Source organism: Candidatus Aeolococcus gillhamiae, assembly GCF_016464765.1.
Taxonomy (GTDB): Bacteria; Chloroflexota; Dormibacteria; order Aeolococcales; family Aeolococcaceae; genus Aeolococcus; species Aeolococcus gillhamiae.
On the sequence record NZ_JAEKNS010000040.1, the window covers coordinates 26273 to 43529 of the forward strand.

Genomic DNA, 17257 nt, shown 5'->3' on the forward strand with positions numbered 1-17257 from the left:
AGCGGCCACGCGAGCGGAGCACGCAGCTGACCCGGGGCATCATCGTGGCGATGGCCGCGCTTGCGCTGGCGCTGGGCTTGTACCAGCTGAGTCGCCCCAACATGCTGTTCGGGGTCAGCGAGTACGACGACGGCGCGTACTTCGGCTCGGCCATCCGCCTCGTCAACGGCGCCCTGCCGTATCGCGACTTTGTGCTGGTCCAGCCACCCGGTTTCACGCTCCTCGCCAGTCCGGTCGCGCTGCTGTCCCACCTCATGGGAACCGACGCTTCGCTCGCCGTCGCGCGGATCTTGATGCCTATGGTGGCCGCGCTCAACGTCGTGCTGGTTGGGGTGCTGGTACGCCATCGCGGTCCGGTCGCAACCCTGGTGACAACCGGGGTGATGACGGTCTTCCCGGCAGAGATTCATGCGACGCACACGCTCCTGCTCGAGCCGTTCCTCGATCTATTCTGCCTGGTCGGCGCCGTGCGGATCTTTGACGGCGACCGGTTCACCAGTCGAACCCGGAGCCTGGTCATGGGAGGGTTGGCGTTCGGCTTCGCAGGCTCCATCAAGGGGTGGGCGCTGATTCCCGTTCTGGCGATCATCGTGCTCTGTTTGCCGCAGGTCCGCCGCCGGCTCATGCCGTTCGCGAGCGGCGTGGCCCTCGGCTTTGCGCTTCCCACGCTACCGTTTGCGCTGCTCGCGCCGGCTTCGTTCTATCGCGAGGTGGTGTCGACCCAGCTGGGCCGGATCGCGGGATCGGGACGCGTCGGCGTGGGCACTCGTCTTGGCGACCTCACCGGATCCTCATCTCTCACCCCCAACGCGGGGTCGAGCCTCGGCGTTGCCATCGTCCTGCTGGCGGCGCTCATCGCGCTGACGATCGCAACCGTTGTGTGGCGCGGGGGACACCCGACCACCTTTGAGTCGTTCGTGTTCGGATCCATGCTTGGAATCGGGGTCCTGCTCATGGCCCCGGCGGAGTTCTACGATCACTATGCGGCGTTTTTCGCGCCCTTCGCGGCGATGGCGGTGGGCTGCGGAGTGGGGTTGGTCGCGGCGCGGGCGACTCGCCGCGTCGCGATGGCCGTGGCGGCAGTCGGGGTTCTCGCACTTGCCGCCAACCAGGTGCGGGTGGTGAGCGGGCTCCACGGGACGGACCTGACCTCCACCGTGGGCGCCGTCATCCCCGCGCACTCGTGCGCCCTGTCCGACAGCGCCGCATACCTGATCACGATCAATCGCTTCGTCTCCGACCGGCCCGGTTGTGCCGACAACATCACCGACCCATACGGCACCACCATCTCCAACGGCGGCCGCACCGCCGCCGCGGTGGCAGTGTGGCAGCATGCCATCGAGAACGCTGATTACCTGGTGCTGTACTCCATCCGCAATGGCAGAATCCCTTTGGTGCCAGCCCTCCGCGCCGAAATTGCGGACGACTTCAGCAGCGTGAAGACGGGCAGCCTGATGGTCTTTGTGAGGAACGGATTCCCCATCGGCTAGCGCATCAGGTTGTGGCGTGCCGAGGGACAGGATCGAACTGTCGACACCAGGTTTTTCAGACCTGTGCTCTACCAACTGAGCTACCTCGGCGCGGTCGGGTAGTGTAGCGGGGGTTACCGCACCCTCCCTGTGCCCGACCGGCTGCAGGCCGGCGGCCCTCCTACAATCGAGCGATGAGCCGGGTCATCCAGGTACGCGTGCGACGGGTTCCCCTCGAGGCGCGCGAGCTGCTGCAGGAGCGATTCGGCGGTCTCGTGAGCGGCCGTGAGTGGCGTGACGGCACACCCTGGCTCGCCGATTCGTTCTCGCGCGACCTGCTGCCCCAGCTCTTCTTCGACAACGCGCAGGAGGAGGCGCGAGTGGCGGGCGAGGAGCGCCCGCTGTCAGCCGCCGGGTTCGTGAGGATTGCCGGTGACGAGGCTGATGCGCTTGCGCTCGCGTTCATCGCCCGCGCTGTGTCTGAGCACCTGGCAGCCGACGTCGAGCTGCGTGACCCGGACAACCCCATCGCCAAGCTGCGCCACGTCGTGCTCGTCAGCGGTCGCCTGCGCAACGGGCTCGCGCTGGAGAGCATTCTCGTGCGCCGCGTCATCTATCGGCGCATGCCGGATGGATCACGCATGGAGATGATCCCGCCCCACGGGCGGAGTTCCGCGTTCGGGCAACGCATCGGCGACCACGGAGACAGCAGTTGGAGCTTCATCGTGCACGACATCCGCGTCGTCGATGAGTCCTTCCTCGACGCTGAGGCTGAAGCGATGCGCATCTTCCGTGGCTTCCGGGCCATGCCTTCCGACGATCGGGCATGAGGGCGGTGGTGCAGCGCACCGCCCGCGCCGCCGTCAGGGTCGAGGGTTCGACCGTCGGGCACATCGGCGCCGGACTGCTCGTCTTGCTGAGCGTCGGTGCGGATGATGGTGACGCCGTCGCGGTGCGACTGGCCGGCCGTGTGGCCACTCTGCGCATCTTTCCGGACGACGCCGGGCGTATGAATCGTGACCTCACCCAGGCCGCTGGAGCGGTGCTGGTGGTGAGCCAGTTCACGCTCCACGCCGACACCTCCAGGGGTCACCGACCATCGTTCATCCATGCCGGGGCAGCGCGGGAGGCTGAACGCCTCTACGGCGTGTTCGTCGCCGCGCTGCGCGATCTCGGGCTCCAGGTGCAGACGGGCCAATTCGGCACTCACATGGAGGTGGAGCTGGTCAACGACGGCCCCGTGACGCTCGTCCTGAGCAGCGGTGAGGACGCCTGGAAGGCCGACGCCGGCTGATTCGCCCCTCAGCCGCCGCGCCGCGCCCGCAGCGACACCAGCTGTTCGTTCTCGCCACCCGTGCCGGCGTAGCGGAAGAGCTCCGGAGGCCGCCCCCCTGTCCCAGCCGGGGAGCGGAACCTGGGCACCCTGGCCCGCAAGGCGGCGACCTCCCGGTCGGGCACAGGGCGCAGCAGGCCGCTGTCGCGTAGCTCCTGGATGCGGCGCCGGAATGTGCGATCGCTGCCCTCTGGGCCGCCGTGGAGCGCCACGTGGACGCGCAGCAGATCGTCGCCTGTGAAGACGTCGCCCAGGAGGGCGGCCGCGCCACCGACCTGCCGGGCGTCCTGCCTGAGCCGCTCGGTCGCCTGGCGGAGCGCGGCGCTGTCCCGCGCCTCGAGCCGCAGGCCCCTCCCCGCTGCCGACCAGGCGCCGGGGCCGGACACGTCCCCGGCCGGCGCGGTCGCGTAGTACCAGGCGGTGACGGTCCGAGCCCCCCGTCCGGGGTCGTCGTCGATCTCCACCAGATGGAGGCGATCGCCGCGTCCGCCGCGTTTCGAGCTGAGGTCGACGCCCGCCGTCGCGGCCAGCCGGAGGGCGGCGGAGGCGAAGCGCTCGCGCGGTTCCACGTCGCCCTTGGGGAGGCCGCGACGCACCGTGAGCACCTGGAGCGCGCGGCTCGGAGCGACGCCCGGATCGGCGTCGAAGCCGAATACCGCGATTCCCGCTGCGATCCCCGCCTGTGCTCCCCGCGCCATGATCAGCCCTCCTTGTTTAGGCTGATGATGGCACAAACTGGCGTTTGAGAGTCCCTTGGCCGACGCGACTGACGCGCTCGCCGTGCAGCGGCACTGGGCCGGGAGCCCCGCGGAGAGGGGGCGGGACCGCCGTGGCCCCGCCCCCGCGTCTCAGCGGCTTGCCGCCTTCTCCCGGGCGTCTGCGGCGGCCACGTCGGGCACGTCCGCGCGCTCGTTCGGCACCGATCCGGTGACCTTCCTCGTCGTCGGTTGGCGCGGGCCGGCCGAACCGAGGTTGGCCAGACGGCGGTGATCCTCCGCGGTGAGCTCCTGGGTGGCCAGCGGCTCCAGCTTGCGCACCGAGTCGATTGACACCTCGATGGCGTCGGCGACCCGACCACCGAGGTCGTCGTCGATGAGCAGCAGGTGCCACGCCATCCGCTCCTGGAGGAGCTTCTCGCACTGGCCGAGCGCGTCCGAGAGGTTGCGGACGAGGTCGTCGCGCTCCCACTCCTCCATCGTCTGCCAGCGGTCGGCGGCCTGCTGGTAGTCGTTGCGGCGCGGGATGCTGGCGCGAGTGAGGCGACCGCTGATCACCGGGCCGGTCTCGGCCGGCCCGCGTGCCTCCGCTTCGGACAGTCCACCGCGAAGCGAGGGCTCGTAGGTGATGTGCGGGTTGGTGTGGCCGTCGACGCTGTAGGCCATCTGTCCGTCACGCTGGTTGGTGTTGACGTGCACACCCTCGGCCGGATGGTTGGCCGGCAGCTGCAGGTAATTCGGTCCCACCCGGTAGCGCTGCGTGTCCGAGTACGAGAAGGTGCGCCCGACCAGCATCTTGTCGTCGGAGAAGTCGAGCCCGTCGACGAGAACACCTGTCCCAAACGCGATCTGCTCGTTCTCGACGAAATTGTCGACAACTGCACGGTCGAGCACCATGCGTCCCGCCGGGCGCAGGGGGAACTGGTCCTCCGGCCACACCTTGGTGTCGTCGAGCGGATCGAAGTCGAGCTCGGGATGCTCATCATCGCTCATGATCTGGACGAGCAGTTCCCACTCGGGGTGGTCACCACGCTCAATGGCGTCGCGGAGGTCGAGGGTGGCACTGCCCAGCTCGGTGGCCTGCACGAAGGCCGCCTGCGCGGCCGTCAGCGAACGCACGCCCTGCTTGGGATGCCAGTGGTACTTCACCAGCACACTCTCGCCTGCCGCATTGATCATCTTGTAGGTGTTGACGCCGAAACCCTGTTGGTGGCGGTAGTCGCTGGGGATCCCGCGCGGGCTGAACACGAACATGATCATGTGCATCGATTCCGGCGACGCGGCGATGAAATCGAAGACGCGGTTGGGATCCTGGCGCTGGAAGGTGACCGGGTCCGGCTTCTGCGAATGGATGAAGTCCGGGAACTTGATCGCGTCGCGGATGAAGAAGACGGGAAGGTTGTTCCCGACGAGGTCCCAGTTGCCCTCCTCGGTCTTGAACTTCACCGCGAAGCCGCGCGGGTCGCGGGCGACCTCCGACGAGTCGCGGCCGCCGGCCACCGTCGAGAAGCGGATGGCCAGCGGGGTGCGCTTGCCCTTCTCCTGGAAGAGCTTGGCGCGCGTGTACTTCGACGCCGGCTCGTCGCCGATCTTGCCGTCGGCCTCGAAATACCCGTGCGCGACGGTGCCGCGCGCGTGCACAACCCGCTCGGGGATGCGCTCACGGTCGAAGTGGCTGATCTTCTCGAGGAACTGGTAGTTCTCGAGGGTCGCGGGGCCACGCGAGCCGACGGTGCGCTGGCTCTGGTTGTTCCAGATCGGATGTCCCTGCCGATTGGTCAGGTTGCGGCGACTCTCGCTCACGTTCTCTTGGGCCTCCTTCACTTGCACCGAACCGCGCCCTGGCTCGCGGGGGGCCACACCAGTATGTGCCAGAGGCAGCCGCCAGCGCGTTCGACGGGCAGTGGGCCAGCCGTCGCCTACTCGAACCGGGCGGTCGACGCGCCCAGGAGCGTCTGCACGGCCGCACTCGTCTCCGTCGGGCTGCCTTGCGCAACCGCCACACCCTCGGCGAGGAGGAGGTCATGGGCCGCCCAGATTCCGAGGTTCAGAACGGAGGCGAACTCACGGAGCGTGACGCGTCCCTGGCGGTATGCGTCGAGAGCGTCGCGCTTCGACAGTTCGCGCAATCCAATGTCGACCAGTTGCCGGATGGCAGTCGATCTGTCCTCGCGCCGCTGGCTTGCGAACATGTCGATGCGCTCCAAGAGATCGTCATCGAGTGTGGTGTTGACCCTGACCGCTTTCCTCATTGAAGCTGCTCCCGGTACGCATCGGCCAGCTCCTGCGTAATTCGCCCGCTCGCTTCGAGTGCGCTCAATCCTTCAATGCCTTCGCGTGCGGACATCGATCGGTTCTTGACCGCGAGGATGACCAAATCAGCGGTCCGAATCCACGCAATGCCGAGTGAGCGGGCCCTGCGACCGAGCGCAAGATCGTTCGCGATCAGCATGCCAATGCTCTGAGCGGCATCGAGAATCCGTGCGTCGACCGGGGCACTCCCAGAGGTCGGGGTCTGCGGAATGCTCGCCACTGCGGCCGATAGCGCAGTCGCGTCTGGGTAGCCGCCTCGGCGCCCCTCATCAACGATCTCCGCGTGGACCACGTCAACCAGGACCGGGTCGACAGAAACGGTGCGGAGGATGTCGAGCAGCCCAGCCCTCGCCAACGAGATCCAAGTCGAACTATCGACCACTGCACGCATGCGTGCACAGTAGCACACTTAGTGTGCGCGGACCTCTGTGGGCGGGGCAGGGATCGAACCCGCGGCCTTCTCGGTGTAAGCGAGACGCTCTGACCAGCTGAGCTACCCGCCCAGAGCGGCACTGTACTGCCGCTCAGCCGCCATGGGCCGCTAGCGCGGAGCCGGCAGCGCGTCCACCTCTGACGTCGCCAGCGACGTGTGCACGGCATCCTCGTCGATGTGCGCGATCTGCGCCGCCACCACCTCGTGCTCCTCGCCAACCAGCGGCAGCCCGCGGCGCACCGCCACGCCGTGAAAGATGTCGGCGCCCTCGTCGGCGAGCACCCGCGTCACCGTCCCGATCTCGCCACCCTCGCGGTCGAGCACCTTGTGGCCCTGCTTGATGGCCCCCCAGGCGAGTGTCTCTCCGGCCACGCGGCCACCTCCAGAACCCGGCAGATTCGTCGCTCAGGATAGGGCCGCCGGCGCTCCATCCGCCGGCTCCAGCCGGCGCAACTCCCCGTCCAGCCCGGCCACGATGACCAGGTCGGCCATCCCCAGGAACAGGCCGTGCCCCACCACCCCCGGGATCGCATCGAGCCGCGCTGCCAGCCCCTCGGGATCCGCGATTGGCTCGAACGCCCCATCCGCGATCAGGTTGCCATTGTCGCTGCGCAGCGGCTCCCCGGCAGAGTCCAGACGCAGCTCGAACGATGCTCCTGTCTGGTCCAGCAGCGTCATGGTGTGGTGCCAGCCGAACACGAGCAGCTCCACCGGCACGAACCCCGCGAGGTGCGAGCGCAGCTTGCTCTCGTCGGCGACGACGACAAAGCGCGACGCCGCCGCGGCCACGATCCGCTCCCGCACCAGTGCCCCGCCCATCCCCTTCAGGAGGCGCAGGTCGGGGTCCACGGTGTCCGCGCCGTCCACCGCCAGGTCCACGCCGACGGCGCCGAGCTCCATGAGCGGGATGCGCTGGCGCGCGGCCAGAGCGGCGCTGGCCAGCGACGTCGCCACCGCAGCCACCTGCAGCCCGTCGGCCACCCGCGCCCCCACAGCCTCGATAAACCACCGTGCGGTGGTCCCCGTGCCGAGGCCCAGCGTCATGCCGTCCTCGACCAGCAGCGCAGCGGCTTCCCCCGCGGCGCGCTTGGCGGCCTCCTGATCCATGGAGCGGCAGGCTAGCAGCCGCCGCGCCCGGAAACTAGGCGATGCGGCGGCGCAGGTCCTCGAAGGCGATCAGCTGGTCGGCGCCGTCGGGCTGGCGCATGAACGCCTCCTGCACGCCGAAGATCGCTTCGATGAGCTCAGCGGGATTCACCCCGGGCCGGGCGATCACTCCCCGGCGCCGCAACGCGATCAGCACCCGGCTGGGGACGGCCCCGCCGCGAAGGTTCACCTCCTCGAGCTGGGTGAGCAGGCCATCGAGTTCGCAGAGCGCGTCGCGACGAGACGCTCGCCTCTCCTCCTCCTCCTCGGCCCAGGACAGCTGATTGAGCACACGATTGCGGACGAAGGTGGCCATCGGCGGATCCCTCGGGAAGCGCGTCCACTCGGGGGGTGGGAATGATGTGATGAAGACGATCCGAGCGGGTGGGCGATCCTGGGGCCGCATGGTAGCGGTTTCGGTCAGCTTTGACCAGAGGTTTGTGGGTTTGCGCCGGCTTGTTGGCGAGGAACTGGTACTCCGGCGACAAATCTTCAGACCTGTGTGACCTCCAGCGCACCCATCAGACAGGGACAGCCGCCGCCTCCGCAACCGCGCCGCGCACCGCCTCGCCGCCCCGCTTCGGCCGGCGGCCGACCACCCGGGCCAGCTCTGTGGCAAAGCGCACCGCGACGTCGTGGAGCCTCGGCGCAGGCCGCACGCCCAGCGACGCGAGCGACGCCACCCCGGCGCCCTCGATCCCGCAGGGGATGACCTGACCGAACCAGTCGAGGTCGGTGCTCACGTTGAGAGCCGCGCCGTGGGTGGTTACCCCCGACGCCAGCTTCACCCCGATCGCCGCGAGCTTCTCCTCTCCGACCCAGATACCCGTATAGGGCGGACGCCGCATGGCCACGACGTCATACGCCGCCACGGTGGCGATGAGCGCCTCCTCGAGCGCGCGCAGGTGGGCCACGACGTCGCCGCGTCCCGGCTCGCCGGGCATCGGGAAGACACCGGCGATCTGGAAGATCGGGTAGGCGACGAGCTGTCCCGGCCCATGGAACGTCACCGAGCCTCCCCGGTCCACGTCCACGTACTCCGCTCCGAGCGAGAGCAGGTGCTCGGCACCGCGCGGGACGTGCGCCGCTGAGCCGTTGCGCCCCATCGTGTACACCGGCGCGTGCTCGACGAGCAGGACGACATCCTCGATTGCGCCCCGCGCCCGCGCCGCCGCCAGGTGCCGCTGCAACGCCCACGCATCGCTGTAGCCGACGCGGCCGAGCCAGAGGTACTCGAGAGTGGCCACCGTCAGACCGCGCTCGCCGCCACCGCCTGTTCGTGCGCGTGGTACGAGCTGCGCACCAGCGGCCCGCTCTCCACGTGGCTGAAGCCCAGCCCCAGGCCACACTGCTTGAGCGCGGCGAACTCCGCCGGCGTCCAGAAGCGGATCACCGGGTGGTGCTTCAGCGAGGGGCGCAGGTACTGGCCGATGGTCACGATCTCCACGTCGTGGGCGCGCAGGTCACGGAGCAACTGCTCGACCTCGTCCATCTCCTCGCCGAGGCCCACCATCAGCCCGCTCTTGGTGCGGCTGCGCGGCTCGAGGCGCTTGGCCTCCTGCAGCAGCGAGAGGCTCTGCTGGTATCCCGCCTTCGGTCGCACGCGCGGGTACAGCCGCTCGATGGTCTCGAGGTTATGGTTGAAGATCTCCGGCACCATGGCCATGACCACGCGCAGCGAGTCGACGCTGCCGTTGAAGTCCGGGGTGAGCACCTCGATGGTCGTGCCCGGCGACTGCCGGCGGATCTCGCGGATGGTCTCCGCGAAGATCTCGGCGCCGAAGTCGGGCAGGTCGTCGCGGTCGACCGACGTCACCACCGCGTGTGCGAGGCCCATCTGCGCGACCGCGGTGGCCACCCGGCGCGGCTCGTCGGCGTCGACGTCCCCACCGCGCTTCCCACTGGTCACCGCGCAGAAGGCGCAGGCGCGGGTGCACACCTCGCCAAGGACCATGAAGGTGGCGGTGCCGTGGCCCCAGCACTCGGCGATGTTGGGGCAGCGGGCCTCCTCGCACACCGTGACAAGGTCCAGCCCGCGCATCAGGCTCTTGATCTGGGTGTAGCCCTCGCCCGCGGGGAGCTTGACCGTGAGCCAGTCGGGGCGACGCTCGACCCCATCAGGCAGGAGGCGCTGGTGCATGGGCCGGGTGTCGACCGGCCGGCCCGCGCGCGGGGTTGACGTCAGCGGGATCTCGCGCATGCGTTTCCACTGTACAACGCACCCGGCCGCCATCGGCGCAGCCCCGCCAGTGCGCTGAGCCACAATCGGGCCATGAGCGTGCAACCCCCGCCGCCCCGCAACGAGCCACTCCTCGAATACCGCCCCGGCTCGCCGGAGCGCGCCGCCGTCCGCCAGGCCATCGACGACCTCACCGCCAACGCGCCGCACCGCCTGCCGCTGCACATCGACGGCAGCGACGTCGAGGGCACCGGACAGCTATTCACCGTGATTGCGCCACACCGCCACCAGCTGGTCCTCGGCGAGGGGCACACGGCGACGGAACCCGAGGTGACCTCCGCAATCGTCGCCGCCCTGCGCGCCCGCCGGGAATGGGCGGAGGCATCGTTCGAATCGCGAGCCGCCGTTTTCCTTCGCGCCGCCGACCTGCTCGCCGGTCCGTGGCGGGCGCGGGTCAACGCGGCGACGATGCTCGGCCAGAGCAAGACGGTCTACCAGGCGGAGATCGACGCCGCCGCCGAGCTCGTCGACTTCTGGCGCTTCAACGTCCACTTCGCCGCCCACCTCAATGACGACCAGCCGATCTCTCCGCCGGGCGTATGGAACCGCATGGAGCTGCGCGCGCTCGAGGGATTCGTGCTGGCGATCACACCGTTCAACTTCACCTCGATCGCGGGCAACCTGCCCACCGCGCCGGCGATCATGGGCAACACCGTGGTGTGGAAGCCGGCCACGACGCAGCAGCTCGCTGCCACCGCGCTGATGCAGGTGCTCGAGGAGGCAGGCCTTCCCCCCGGCGTCATCAACATGGTCACCGGACACAGCGGCGGGGTCGCCGCCGCCGCCCTCCCCCATCCCGACCTCGCCGGCATCCACTTCACCGGGTCGACCGGCACCTTCCACAGCATCTGGTCGGTGGTCAGCGACAACCTCGGCGGCTACCGGACCTATCCGCGCCTCGTCGGCGAGACCGGCGGCAAGGATTTCGTCGTCGTCCATGAATCGGCGTCGATGGACGCGCTGCTCGTCGGTCTGCTGCGCGGTGCCTTCGAGTACCAGGGCCAGAAGTGCTCGGCGGCCTCGCGCGCGTACGTCCCGCAGGCGATGTGGGACGAGCTGCGCGGACCGCTCGCAGCGGCCACTGAGTCGCTGCCCATGGGCGACCCCACAGACATGCGCAACTTCATGGGCGCGGTCATCGACCAGAGCGCCTTTCGCACCCACGCCGACGCCATCACGGCCGCCCGTGCGGACGACAGCATTTCGCTCGTCGCCGGCGGCGAATGCGACGACAGCGAGGGCTGGTTCGTGCGACCCACCATCTTCGAGACGCCCGATCCGCATCACGACCTCATGGAGCGCGAGCTCTTCGGTCCGATTCTCACAGTCCATCCCTATGAGGAGAGCGACTGGGAGACGATCCTGCGCACCGTCGACGGGACCTCACCGTATGCGCTGACGGGTGCGGTGTTCGCCTCCGACCGCGGGGCCATCGACGTGGCGTCGCGCGTGCTGCGCAATGCCGCCGGCAACTTCTACATCAACGACAAGCCGACCGGCGCGGTGGTCGGGCAGCAGCCGTTCGGCGGCGCGCGCACCAGTGGAACCAACGACAAGGCCGGCTCACCGCTCAACCTGCTGCGCTGGGTGTCGGCGCGGACGATCAAGGAGACCTTCAACCCCCCGACCGACTGGCGCTACCCGCACCAGCTGCCCGACTGACGTACGTGACCCGCCAATCGGGCAACTCCATCGTCCCGACGCGGTACGCCTACCTCGCAAGCGGCCACACCGTCGGCGACAATGCCGTCATGGACGACGAGGTCGCTACCTACATCGACGCCATCCCCGCCGAACATCGACCACTGTTCGACCGACTCCAGAACCTCATCCTCGCGCAGCACCCGGATTCCCAGGTCGTGCTCTCGTACAAAATCCCGACGTACACGGTGGGACGCCGCCGTCTGCATGTAGGCGCCTGGAAGCACGGGGTCTCGCTCTACGGCTGGGGCGCCGACCGCGCCGCCGGCTTCCTTGCCCGCCATCCTGACCTGAAGACAAGCACCGGCACGATCAGGCTCACCCCCGACGCGGCCGCGAGCATCTCCGACGGTGACCTGCGCGCGCTGATCAGCGCTGCCCTCGACGCCTGACCGCGGTCATCCCCGGTTGGGCTACCAGACGTCGCCGCCGCGCCAGTCGCAGGTGATCTCCCCATCGAGGTCCAGGCCAGCGGCCCCCGGGAGCACGAGGATGCATCCATCCTCATCGGGCGTGCGCACCACCCCGGTCGGCGTCAGCGCGGACGTCACGCCTCGCCACGGCTGCCAGCCTCGAGTCGTGTAGAAGCCGAGGCCGTCGTCGGTCGCACCAAGCGCGCCGAGCTCGAAGGCGCGGGCGATGACCTCCTCCACCGCCTCCATGAGCATGGCGCCGTGGCCGAGCCCGCGCCGATCCGCCCGCACCGCGACCGCCTCGACATAGCCGGTTCGGAACACCCTCCCCCCGACCATCAACCGGCGCTGCACGACCGAGGCGTGACCGATCACCTCGTCGTCCTCCCACACCACCGCGTGGACGCCCCCGAGAGCATGTTCCCAGTCGTCCTCGGTCATGTCGTCGAAGGTCGCGTACAGCAGTGCTCGCGACGCGCTGAGGGCTCTCTCCCCGATCTCAGCCGTGTGACCGACCCGCAGCATGGTCATGCCCCCCATCGTCTCGCAAGACACACACGGGCGGCAGCGAACAGATACGGTCGCGCTAGAGCAGGGCTCCGCTGTCGTCGATGCCCTCGAGCAGCTCCTTGACCTTCTTGACGAACCGCGTCGCCTGCAGGCCGTCGTTGATGCGGTGGTCGAAGCTGAGCCCGATGTTCATCATCGGCCGGATCGCGATGGCGTCGTTCACCACCACGGCACGCTTGATCACCGCGTCCATGGCGAGGATCCCGGCTTGCGGCTGATTGATGATCGCCTGGGTGAGCACGGTGCCGAGCGCGCCGGTGTTGTTGAGGGTGAAGGTGCCGCCCTGAATCTCGTCGAGCTTGAGCTTGTTGGCGCGGGCTCGATCACCGAGATCCTGCATCGTGGCCGCGAGCCCGGCGATGTTGAGCCGGTCGGCGTTGCGGATCACCGGGACGATGAGGTTGTCCTCGAGCGCCACGGCAATGCCGAGGTTGAGGTCGCGGTGGATGATGATCCCCTCGTCGCTCCACGATGAGTTGAGCGTTGGGTACTGGCGCAGCGCGTCGCAGACCGCGCGCGCCACGAACGGCAGGTAGGTCAGCTTGGCGCCGTAACGCTGCTCGAACTCGGCCCGACGGGTCGTGCGCAACTTGGCCACGCGCGACATGTCGACCTCCATCATCATCCACGCGTGCGGCGCGACGTGGCGGCTGCGCACCATGTGCTCGGCGATGGCGCGACGCGTCGGCGTCAGCGGGATCAGTTCGTCGCCGTCGGCGCGCTGCGGTTGCGGTGCCGCGGCGGGAGCCGGCTGCGTGGCCGGAGCCGGTTGGCCGCCGGCCGTGGGTTGCGCCTGTGTGGCCGGCTGCGCCGGTGCGGGCGGTGGCGCACCGCCGCTGGCGTCGCGTCGCTGCACGTAGTCGAGCACGTCCTTCTTGGAGATCCGCCCCTCGAGCCCGGTGCCCTGCACCTGCGCGAGGTCCACCTCATGCTCGCGGACCAGCATGCGCACCGCCGGGGTCAGGTGGTACGTCGCACCCGCGCTCCCGTTTCCGTTCCCGTGCGCGGGCTGCGGCGGCGCACCCTGCTCCTGCCCCACCGGCGCCGCGGATTGCTGGGCACCGGCGGTGACGGCCTCGCGCTGCTGCGGCTCCTCCTGCTGGACGACCTCCGGCTGGTGTTCCTGCTCAGCAGGAGCGGGCTGCTCGGGCATCGGCGCCTGCTCGGCCACGCTCACGTTGGCCGCCTCGGCGGGCGCAGCCTCGTCGCCCTGGTGCCACGCGGAGTTGGCCTGGCCCTGCTCGACGGTCTCGATGGTGCAGATCGGCTCGCCGACGGCCACCACCGCGCCCTCCTGCGCGATGTGCTCGCCCATGCTCCCCTCGGCGGGTGCGGGAATCTCGGCGTTGACCTTGTCGGTCACCACCTCGGCGATCGACTCGTACTTGGCCACCAGCTCGCCAGGCTGCTTGAGCCACCGGGCGATGGTCCCTTCGGTAACGCTCTCACCGAGCTGCGGCATCGTGACTGTCATGGCCATGGTGTGATGTCCTCAGTATGCGGCCAATGTGCGCAGTGCAGCCTCTAGCTTGTCGGGCGTGACCAGGTAGAACTCCTCGAGCGCGGGCGCGAACGGCATCGCCGGGATCTCAGGGCCACCGATGCGCATCACCGGTGCGTCGAGGTATTCGAAGCACTCCTCGGCCACAATTGCCGACACCTCGGACGAGATGCTCACCGCCAGGTTCGGCTCCTGCGCAACCATCACCTTCCCGCACTTGCGCGCACTGGCAATGATCGCCTCACGGTCCAGCGGCCGCAGGCTGCGCAGGTCAACCACCTCGCACTCGAAGCCGTCCGCGGCGAGCCGCTCGGCAACTTGCAGCGCAGTGTGCACCATGATCCCGTACGTGAAGACGGCGATGTCGGCGCCCTCGCGCACCACCGCGGCCTTGCCGAGTGGCACCGTGTACTCGTCGTCGGGCACCTCTCCCCTGACCGACCGGTAGGCGCGCTTGTGCTCGAAGTAGAGCACCGGGTCCGGGTCGCGCAGCGCGCTGATCAGCAGCCCCTTGGCGTCGTAGGGCGTGCTCGGCACCACCACCTTGAGGCCGGGAACCCCGCAGAACATCGCCTCGATCGACTGTGAGTGGTACAGCGCGCCGTGCACACCGCCGCCGAACGGCGCGCGCACCACCATCGGCACGCTCCAGGCGTCGTTGCTGCGGTAGCGCATCTTGGCCGCCTCGCTAACTATCTGGTCGACCGCCGGCATGATGAAGTCCTGGAACTGGATCTCCGCGATGGGGCGCATCCCGTACAGCGCGGCTCCGATGCACACGCCCACGATGCACGACTCGGCGAGCGGTGAGTCCATGACTCGCCACTCGCCGAACTCCTTCTGCAGGCCGTCGGTGGTGCCGAACACGCCCCCCTTGGCGCCGACGTCCTCGCCGAGGATCATCACACGCTCATCGCGACGCATCTCGTCACGCATGCCCTCGCGGACGGCTTCGAGAAAGCTCTTGATGGGCATCAGATTTCCTCGCCGTGCACGTGCAGCATGGCCGTCTCGGCAAGCGGGGTGGGCGCCTGCTCCGCGTAGCTGGTGGCCTCGTCAAGCTCCACCACCAACTCGGTGCGCATGCTGTCGGCGTCGCCCGGGGCGAGCACGCCGAGGTCCTCGAGCATGCCGCGGAAGCGCGGCAGGCAGTCCTGGAGGCGCTCGGCCTCCAGGACTTCGGAGCTGCGGTAGCGGCGCTGGTCGTCATCAGAGCTGTGCGACGTCAGCCGGTGCACCTTGGCCTCCAGAAGGGTCGGGCCCTTGCCGCTGCGGGCACGCTGCACGGCGTCGAGGGCGACGCGGTAACACGCGATGGCGTCGTTGCCGTCGACGCTGATGCCGGGAATGCCATACGCGATCGCCCGATCCGACACGTTGGGCGTCGCCATCTGCTTCTCCACCGGCACGCTGATGGCGTAGCCGTTGTTCTCCACAACGAACACCACGCCGAGCTTGTGGGTCGCCGCGAAGTTGAGCGCCTCGTGGAAGTCGCCACCGCTGGTGCTTCCCTCACCCATTGCGGTCACGCACACGGCGTCCTCGCCGCGCATGCGCATGGCCAGCGCGATGCCGGTGGCATGGAGCAGCTGTGTGGTCACCGGGGAGCCGGTGCTGATGATGTTGTGGGCGCGCGACCCGTAGTGCGCGGGCATCTGCCGGCCGCCGCTGTTGGGATCCTCCGCTTTGGCGAGCACCGAGAGCAGGTGATCGCGCGGAGTCATCCCCAACACCAGCGTGAGCGCCAGGTCGCGGTAGTAGGGGGCGAGCCAGTCCTTGCGGGGCACCATGTTCATCCCCACCGCCACCTGGATCGCCTCGTGGCCCATGCCGCTGATCCAGAAGGGCGCGACACCCTGGCGGTTGAGCACCCACATGCGCTCGTCGAGAACGCGCGAGCGCAGCATGTGTCGGTACATGCTGCGCAGCGTGTCGGCGTCGAGGTTCTCCCTGTTCACCGGGTCGGTCTTCGCCACTGCCACGTTGGTGTGCTCCTGTTAGATGTGGAGGGCCTCACCGGACACCGCCAGGGCGGCCTCGGCAAGTGACTCACTGAGGGTGGGATGCGAGGCAACCGCACGCGACATCTCGAAGGGTGTCGATTCCAGCAGCGCTCCCAGCGCGGGGCCGTAGATGAGCTCGGTTACCTCGTGGCCGATGATGTGCACGCCGAGCACGCTGTTCGTCGCCGTGTCGGCGACCACCTTGGTGAAGCCTCCCGTCTCCCCCCACACCACGGCGCGGGCGTTGCCGCGGAACGGGAAAACACCGACGCTGACGTCGTGACCAGCCTCGCGCGCCTCGGCCTCGCTGAGCCCCACCGAGGCGATCTGCGGCGTGCAATAGGTGGTCCGTGTCACGAGTCGCGGGTCGAGCCCGTGCGGATGGCGGCCGGCGATCGCCTCCACGGCGATGACGCCCTCGTGCATGGCCTTGTGGGCGAGCTGGAAACCGCCGGCGACATCGCCGATCGCGCTGATGCCAGCCGCGCTGCTGCGCTGCTCACGGTCGACGGTGATGGCGCCGCGTTCAACGGCAACACCCTCCTGCTCGAGACCGATGTCCTCGACGTTGCCGGCGCGGCCTATCGCAACCAGCAGCACGGTGGCCTGTAGGCGCTGTTCACCGTCCTCGCCGCGGACCATCACTGAGACACCACCCTCGTTGCGCTCCACCGTGGACGGGTCGAGCGTCATGCCCACGAGGCAGCGGATGCCGCGCGCCTCGAACTGCTTGCGGAGCTCGCGCCCGATTGCCTCGTCCTCGAGCGGTACCAGCCGCGGCGCCATCTCGACGAGGGTCACCTCGCTGCCCGCGCTCCGCCAGAAGGAGGCGAACTCCACGCCCACCGCGCCCGCTCCGAGCACGATCGCGCTCGGCGGCACGCTGTCGAGAAAGAGAGCGTCATCGCTGGTGAGCAACTGCTGCCCGTCGGTGGCGACGTCGGGCAGCTGCCGCGGGCGTGAGCCGGTGCCGACAACGACGTGGCCGGCCTCGAGCTCGACCCGGTCGCCGCCGGCGTCGGTGGACACAACCACGCGCCCGGGGCCGTCAAGTCGGCCGCGGCCCTGCACCACGGTGGACTTGGCTTTCCGGAGCAGGCCCTGGACACCTTTGTACAGGCTGGCCACCACGTCATCGCGGCGAGCCGCAGCGATCCCATAGTCGAAGCTCACCTCGCCGGTATTGACGCCGAGGCGGTGGCCGTCGCGAACCTGGTCGAGCAGAGCGGTGCTCTGAAGCAGCGCCTTGGTGGGGATGCAGCCGCGGTGCAGGCAGGTCCCCCCCACCTTCTCGGCCTCCACGACGGCCGTGCGAAGGCCGAGCTGCCCGGCGCGGATGGCTGCGACGTAACCGCCCGAGCCCCCGCCCAGGAAGACCACGTCGAAGCGCTCTGGCACGCGCCCGAGTATAGGTCTGCCC

Annotated in this window: 19 protein-coding genes and 2 tRNA genes; 5 read left to right on the forward strand and 16 right to left on the reverse strand. The window is 69.0% G+C overall.

The genetic code is table 11. The features are described 5' to 3' along the window. The first annotated feature begins 50 nt into the window (after positions 1 to 50). On the forward strand, positions 51 to 1490 hold the full coding sequence (locus JF886_RS03370; RefSeq protein ID WP_337309608.1) for a hypothetical protein: 1440 nt from the start codon (positions 51 to 53) through the stop codon (positions 1488 to 1490). A 17-nt stretch (positions 1491 to 1507) separates the two neighbouring features. Here the strand turns inward: JF886_RS03370 and JF886_RS03375 are convergent. Beyond that, positions 1508 to 1580: transfer RNA gene (locus JF886_RS03375), tRNA-Phe, on the reverse strand. A gap of 83 nt (positions 1581 to 1663) precedes the next feature. Here JF886_RS03375 and JF886_RS03380 point away from each other — a divergent pair. Together JF886_RS03380 and dtd are read left to right on the forward strand one after the other, a co-directional pair. Next, a complete protein-coding gene (locus JF886_RS03380) occupies positions 1664 to 2299 on the forward strand; it encodes a hypothetical protein (protein WP_337309610.1) in 636 nt (211 codons plus the stop codon). Further along, positions 2296 to 2763, forward strand: a complete 468-nt coding sequence (gene dtd / locus JF886_RS03385; RefSeq protein ID WP_337309612.1) for a D-aminoacyl-tRNA deacylase — start codon at positions 2296 to 2298, stop codon at positions 2761 to 2763. The genes JF886_RS03380 and dtd overlap by 4 nt, the downstream gene beginning before the upstream one ends. Positions 2764 to 2771: 8 nt before the next feature. On the opposite strand, the gene JF886_RS03390 is transcribed toward dtd, so the two are convergent. From JF886_RS03390 to lipA, 10 genes are all read right to left on the reverse strand, one after another. After that, the gene (locus JF886_RS03390; RefSeq protein WP_337309614.1) at positions 2772 to 3500 is read right to left on the reverse strand and encodes a hypothetical protein; all 729 of its coding nucleotides are present in this window, start codon (positions 3498 to 3500) and stop codon (positions 2772 to 2774) included. 150 nt (positions 3501 to 3650) lie between these two features. Beyond that, complete coding sequence (locus JF886_RS03395; protein WP_337309617.1) at positions 3651 to 5321, reverse strand: catalase; 1671 nt, start codon at positions 5319 to 5321, stop codon at positions 3651 to 3653. A gap of 116 nt (positions 5322 to 5437) precedes the next feature. Next, positions 5438 to 5770 carry a hypothetical protein gene (locus tag JF886_RS03400; protein ID WP_337309619.1) on the reverse strand — a complete coding sequence of 111 codons (333 nt, stop codon included), beginning with the start codon at positions 5768 to 5770 and terminating at the stop codon, positions 5438 to 5440. Continuing rightward, on the reverse strand, positions 5767 to 6222 hold the full coding sequence (locus JF886_RS03405) for a PIN domain-containing protein (RefSeq protein WP_337309621.1): 456 nt from the start codon (positions 6220 to 6222) through the stop codon (positions 5767 to 5769). Before JF886_RS03405 ends, JF886_RS03400 begins: the two co-directional genes overlap by 4 nt. A gap of 38 nt (positions 6223 to 6260) precedes the next feature. After that, a tRNA-Val gene (locus tag JF886_RS03410) sits at positions 6261 to 6334 on the reverse strand. A gap of 38 nt (positions 6335 to 6372) precedes the next feature. Continuing rightward, on the reverse strand, positions 6373 to 6636 hold the full coding sequence (locus JF886_RS03415) for a hypothetical protein (protein WP_337309623.1): 264 nt from the start codon (positions 6634 to 6636) through the stop codon (positions 6373 to 6375). 33 nt (positions 6637 to 6669) lie between these two features. Then, positions 6670 to 7371 carry a ribose-5-phosphate isomerase RpiA gene (gene rpiA, locus JF886_RS03420; protein ID WP_337309625.1) on the reverse strand — a complete coding sequence of 234 codons (702 nt, stop codon included), beginning with the start codon at positions 7369 to 7371 and terminating at the stop codon, positions 6670 to 6672. 34 nt (positions 7372 to 7405) lie between these two features. Next, the gene (locus JF886_RS03425; protein ID WP_337309627.1) at positions 7406 to 7726 is read right to left on the reverse strand and encodes a hypothetical protein; all 321 of its coding nucleotides are present in this window, start codon (positions 7724 to 7726) and stop codon (positions 7406 to 7408) included. Positions 7727 to 7931: 205 nt separating this feature from the next. After that, entirely contained in the window at positions 7932 to 8657 is a 726-nt protein-coding gene (lipB, locus tag JF886_RS03430; RefSeq protein WP_337309629.1) for a lipoyl(octanoyl) transferase LipB, read from the reverse strand. 2 nt (positions 8658 to 8659) lie between these two features. Further along, positions 8660 to 9610, reverse strand: a complete 951-nt coding sequence (gene lipA / locus JF886_RS03435) for a lipoyl synthase (protein WP_337309631.1) — start codon at positions 9608 to 9610, stop codon at positions 8660 to 8662. Between the two features lie 72 nt (positions 9611 to 9682). Between lipA and pruA the strand changes: the two genes are divergently transcribed. After that, positions 9683 to 11311 (forward strand): L-glutamate gamma-semialdehyde dehydrogenase, encoded by a 1629-nt coding sequence (gene pruA / locus JF886_RS03440; RefSeq protein ID WP_337309633.1) that lies wholly within the window; start codon positions 9683 to 9685, stop codon positions 11309 to 11311. A gap of 5 nt (positions 11312 to 11316) precedes the next feature. Beyond that, on the forward strand, positions 11317 to 11742 hold the full coding sequence (locus tag JF886_RS03445; RefSeq protein WP_337309635.1) for an iron chaperone: 426 nt from the start codon (positions 11317 to 11319) through the stop codon (positions 11740 to 11742). A gap of 21 nt (positions 11743 to 11763) precedes the next feature. On the opposite strand, the gene JF886_RS03450 is transcribed toward JF886_RS03445, so the two are convergent. The 5 genes from JF886_RS03450 to lpdA form a co-directional block, all read right to left on the reverse strand. After that, positions 11764 to 12294, reverse strand: coding sequence for a GNAT family N-acetyltransferase (locus JF886_RS03450; protein ID WP_337309637.1), 531 nt, complete (start codon positions 12292 to 12294; stop codon positions 11764 to 11766). 55 nt (positions 12295 to 12349) lie between these two features. Further along, the gene (locus JF886_RS03455; protein WP_337309639.1) at positions 12350 to 13813 is read right to left on the reverse strand and encodes a dihydrolipoamide acetyltransferase family protein; all 1464 of its coding nucleotides are present in this window, start codon (positions 13811 to 13813) and stop codon (positions 12350 to 12352) included. 12 nt (positions 13814 to 13825) lie between these two features. After that, complete coding sequence (locus JF886_RS03460) at positions 13826 to 14809, reverse strand: alpha-ketoacid dehydrogenase subunit beta (protein WP_337309641.1); 984 nt, start codon at positions 14807 to 14809, stop codon at positions 13826 to 13828. Then, entirely contained in the window at positions 14809 to 15753 is a 945-nt protein-coding gene (locus JF886_RS03465; protein ID WP_337309695.1) for a thiamine pyrophosphate-dependent dehydrogenase E1 component subunit alpha, read from the reverse strand. Before JF886_RS03465 ends, JF886_RS03460 begins: the two co-directional genes overlap by 1 nt. 78 nt (positions 15754 to 15831) lie before the next feature. Further along, positions 15832 to 17235, reverse strand: a complete 1404-nt coding sequence (lpdA, locus tag JF886_RS03470) for a dihydrolipoyl dehydrogenase (protein WP_337309643.1) — start codon at positions 17233 to 17235, stop codon at positions 15832 to 15834. Positions 17236 to 17257: the final 22 nt, after the last annotated feature.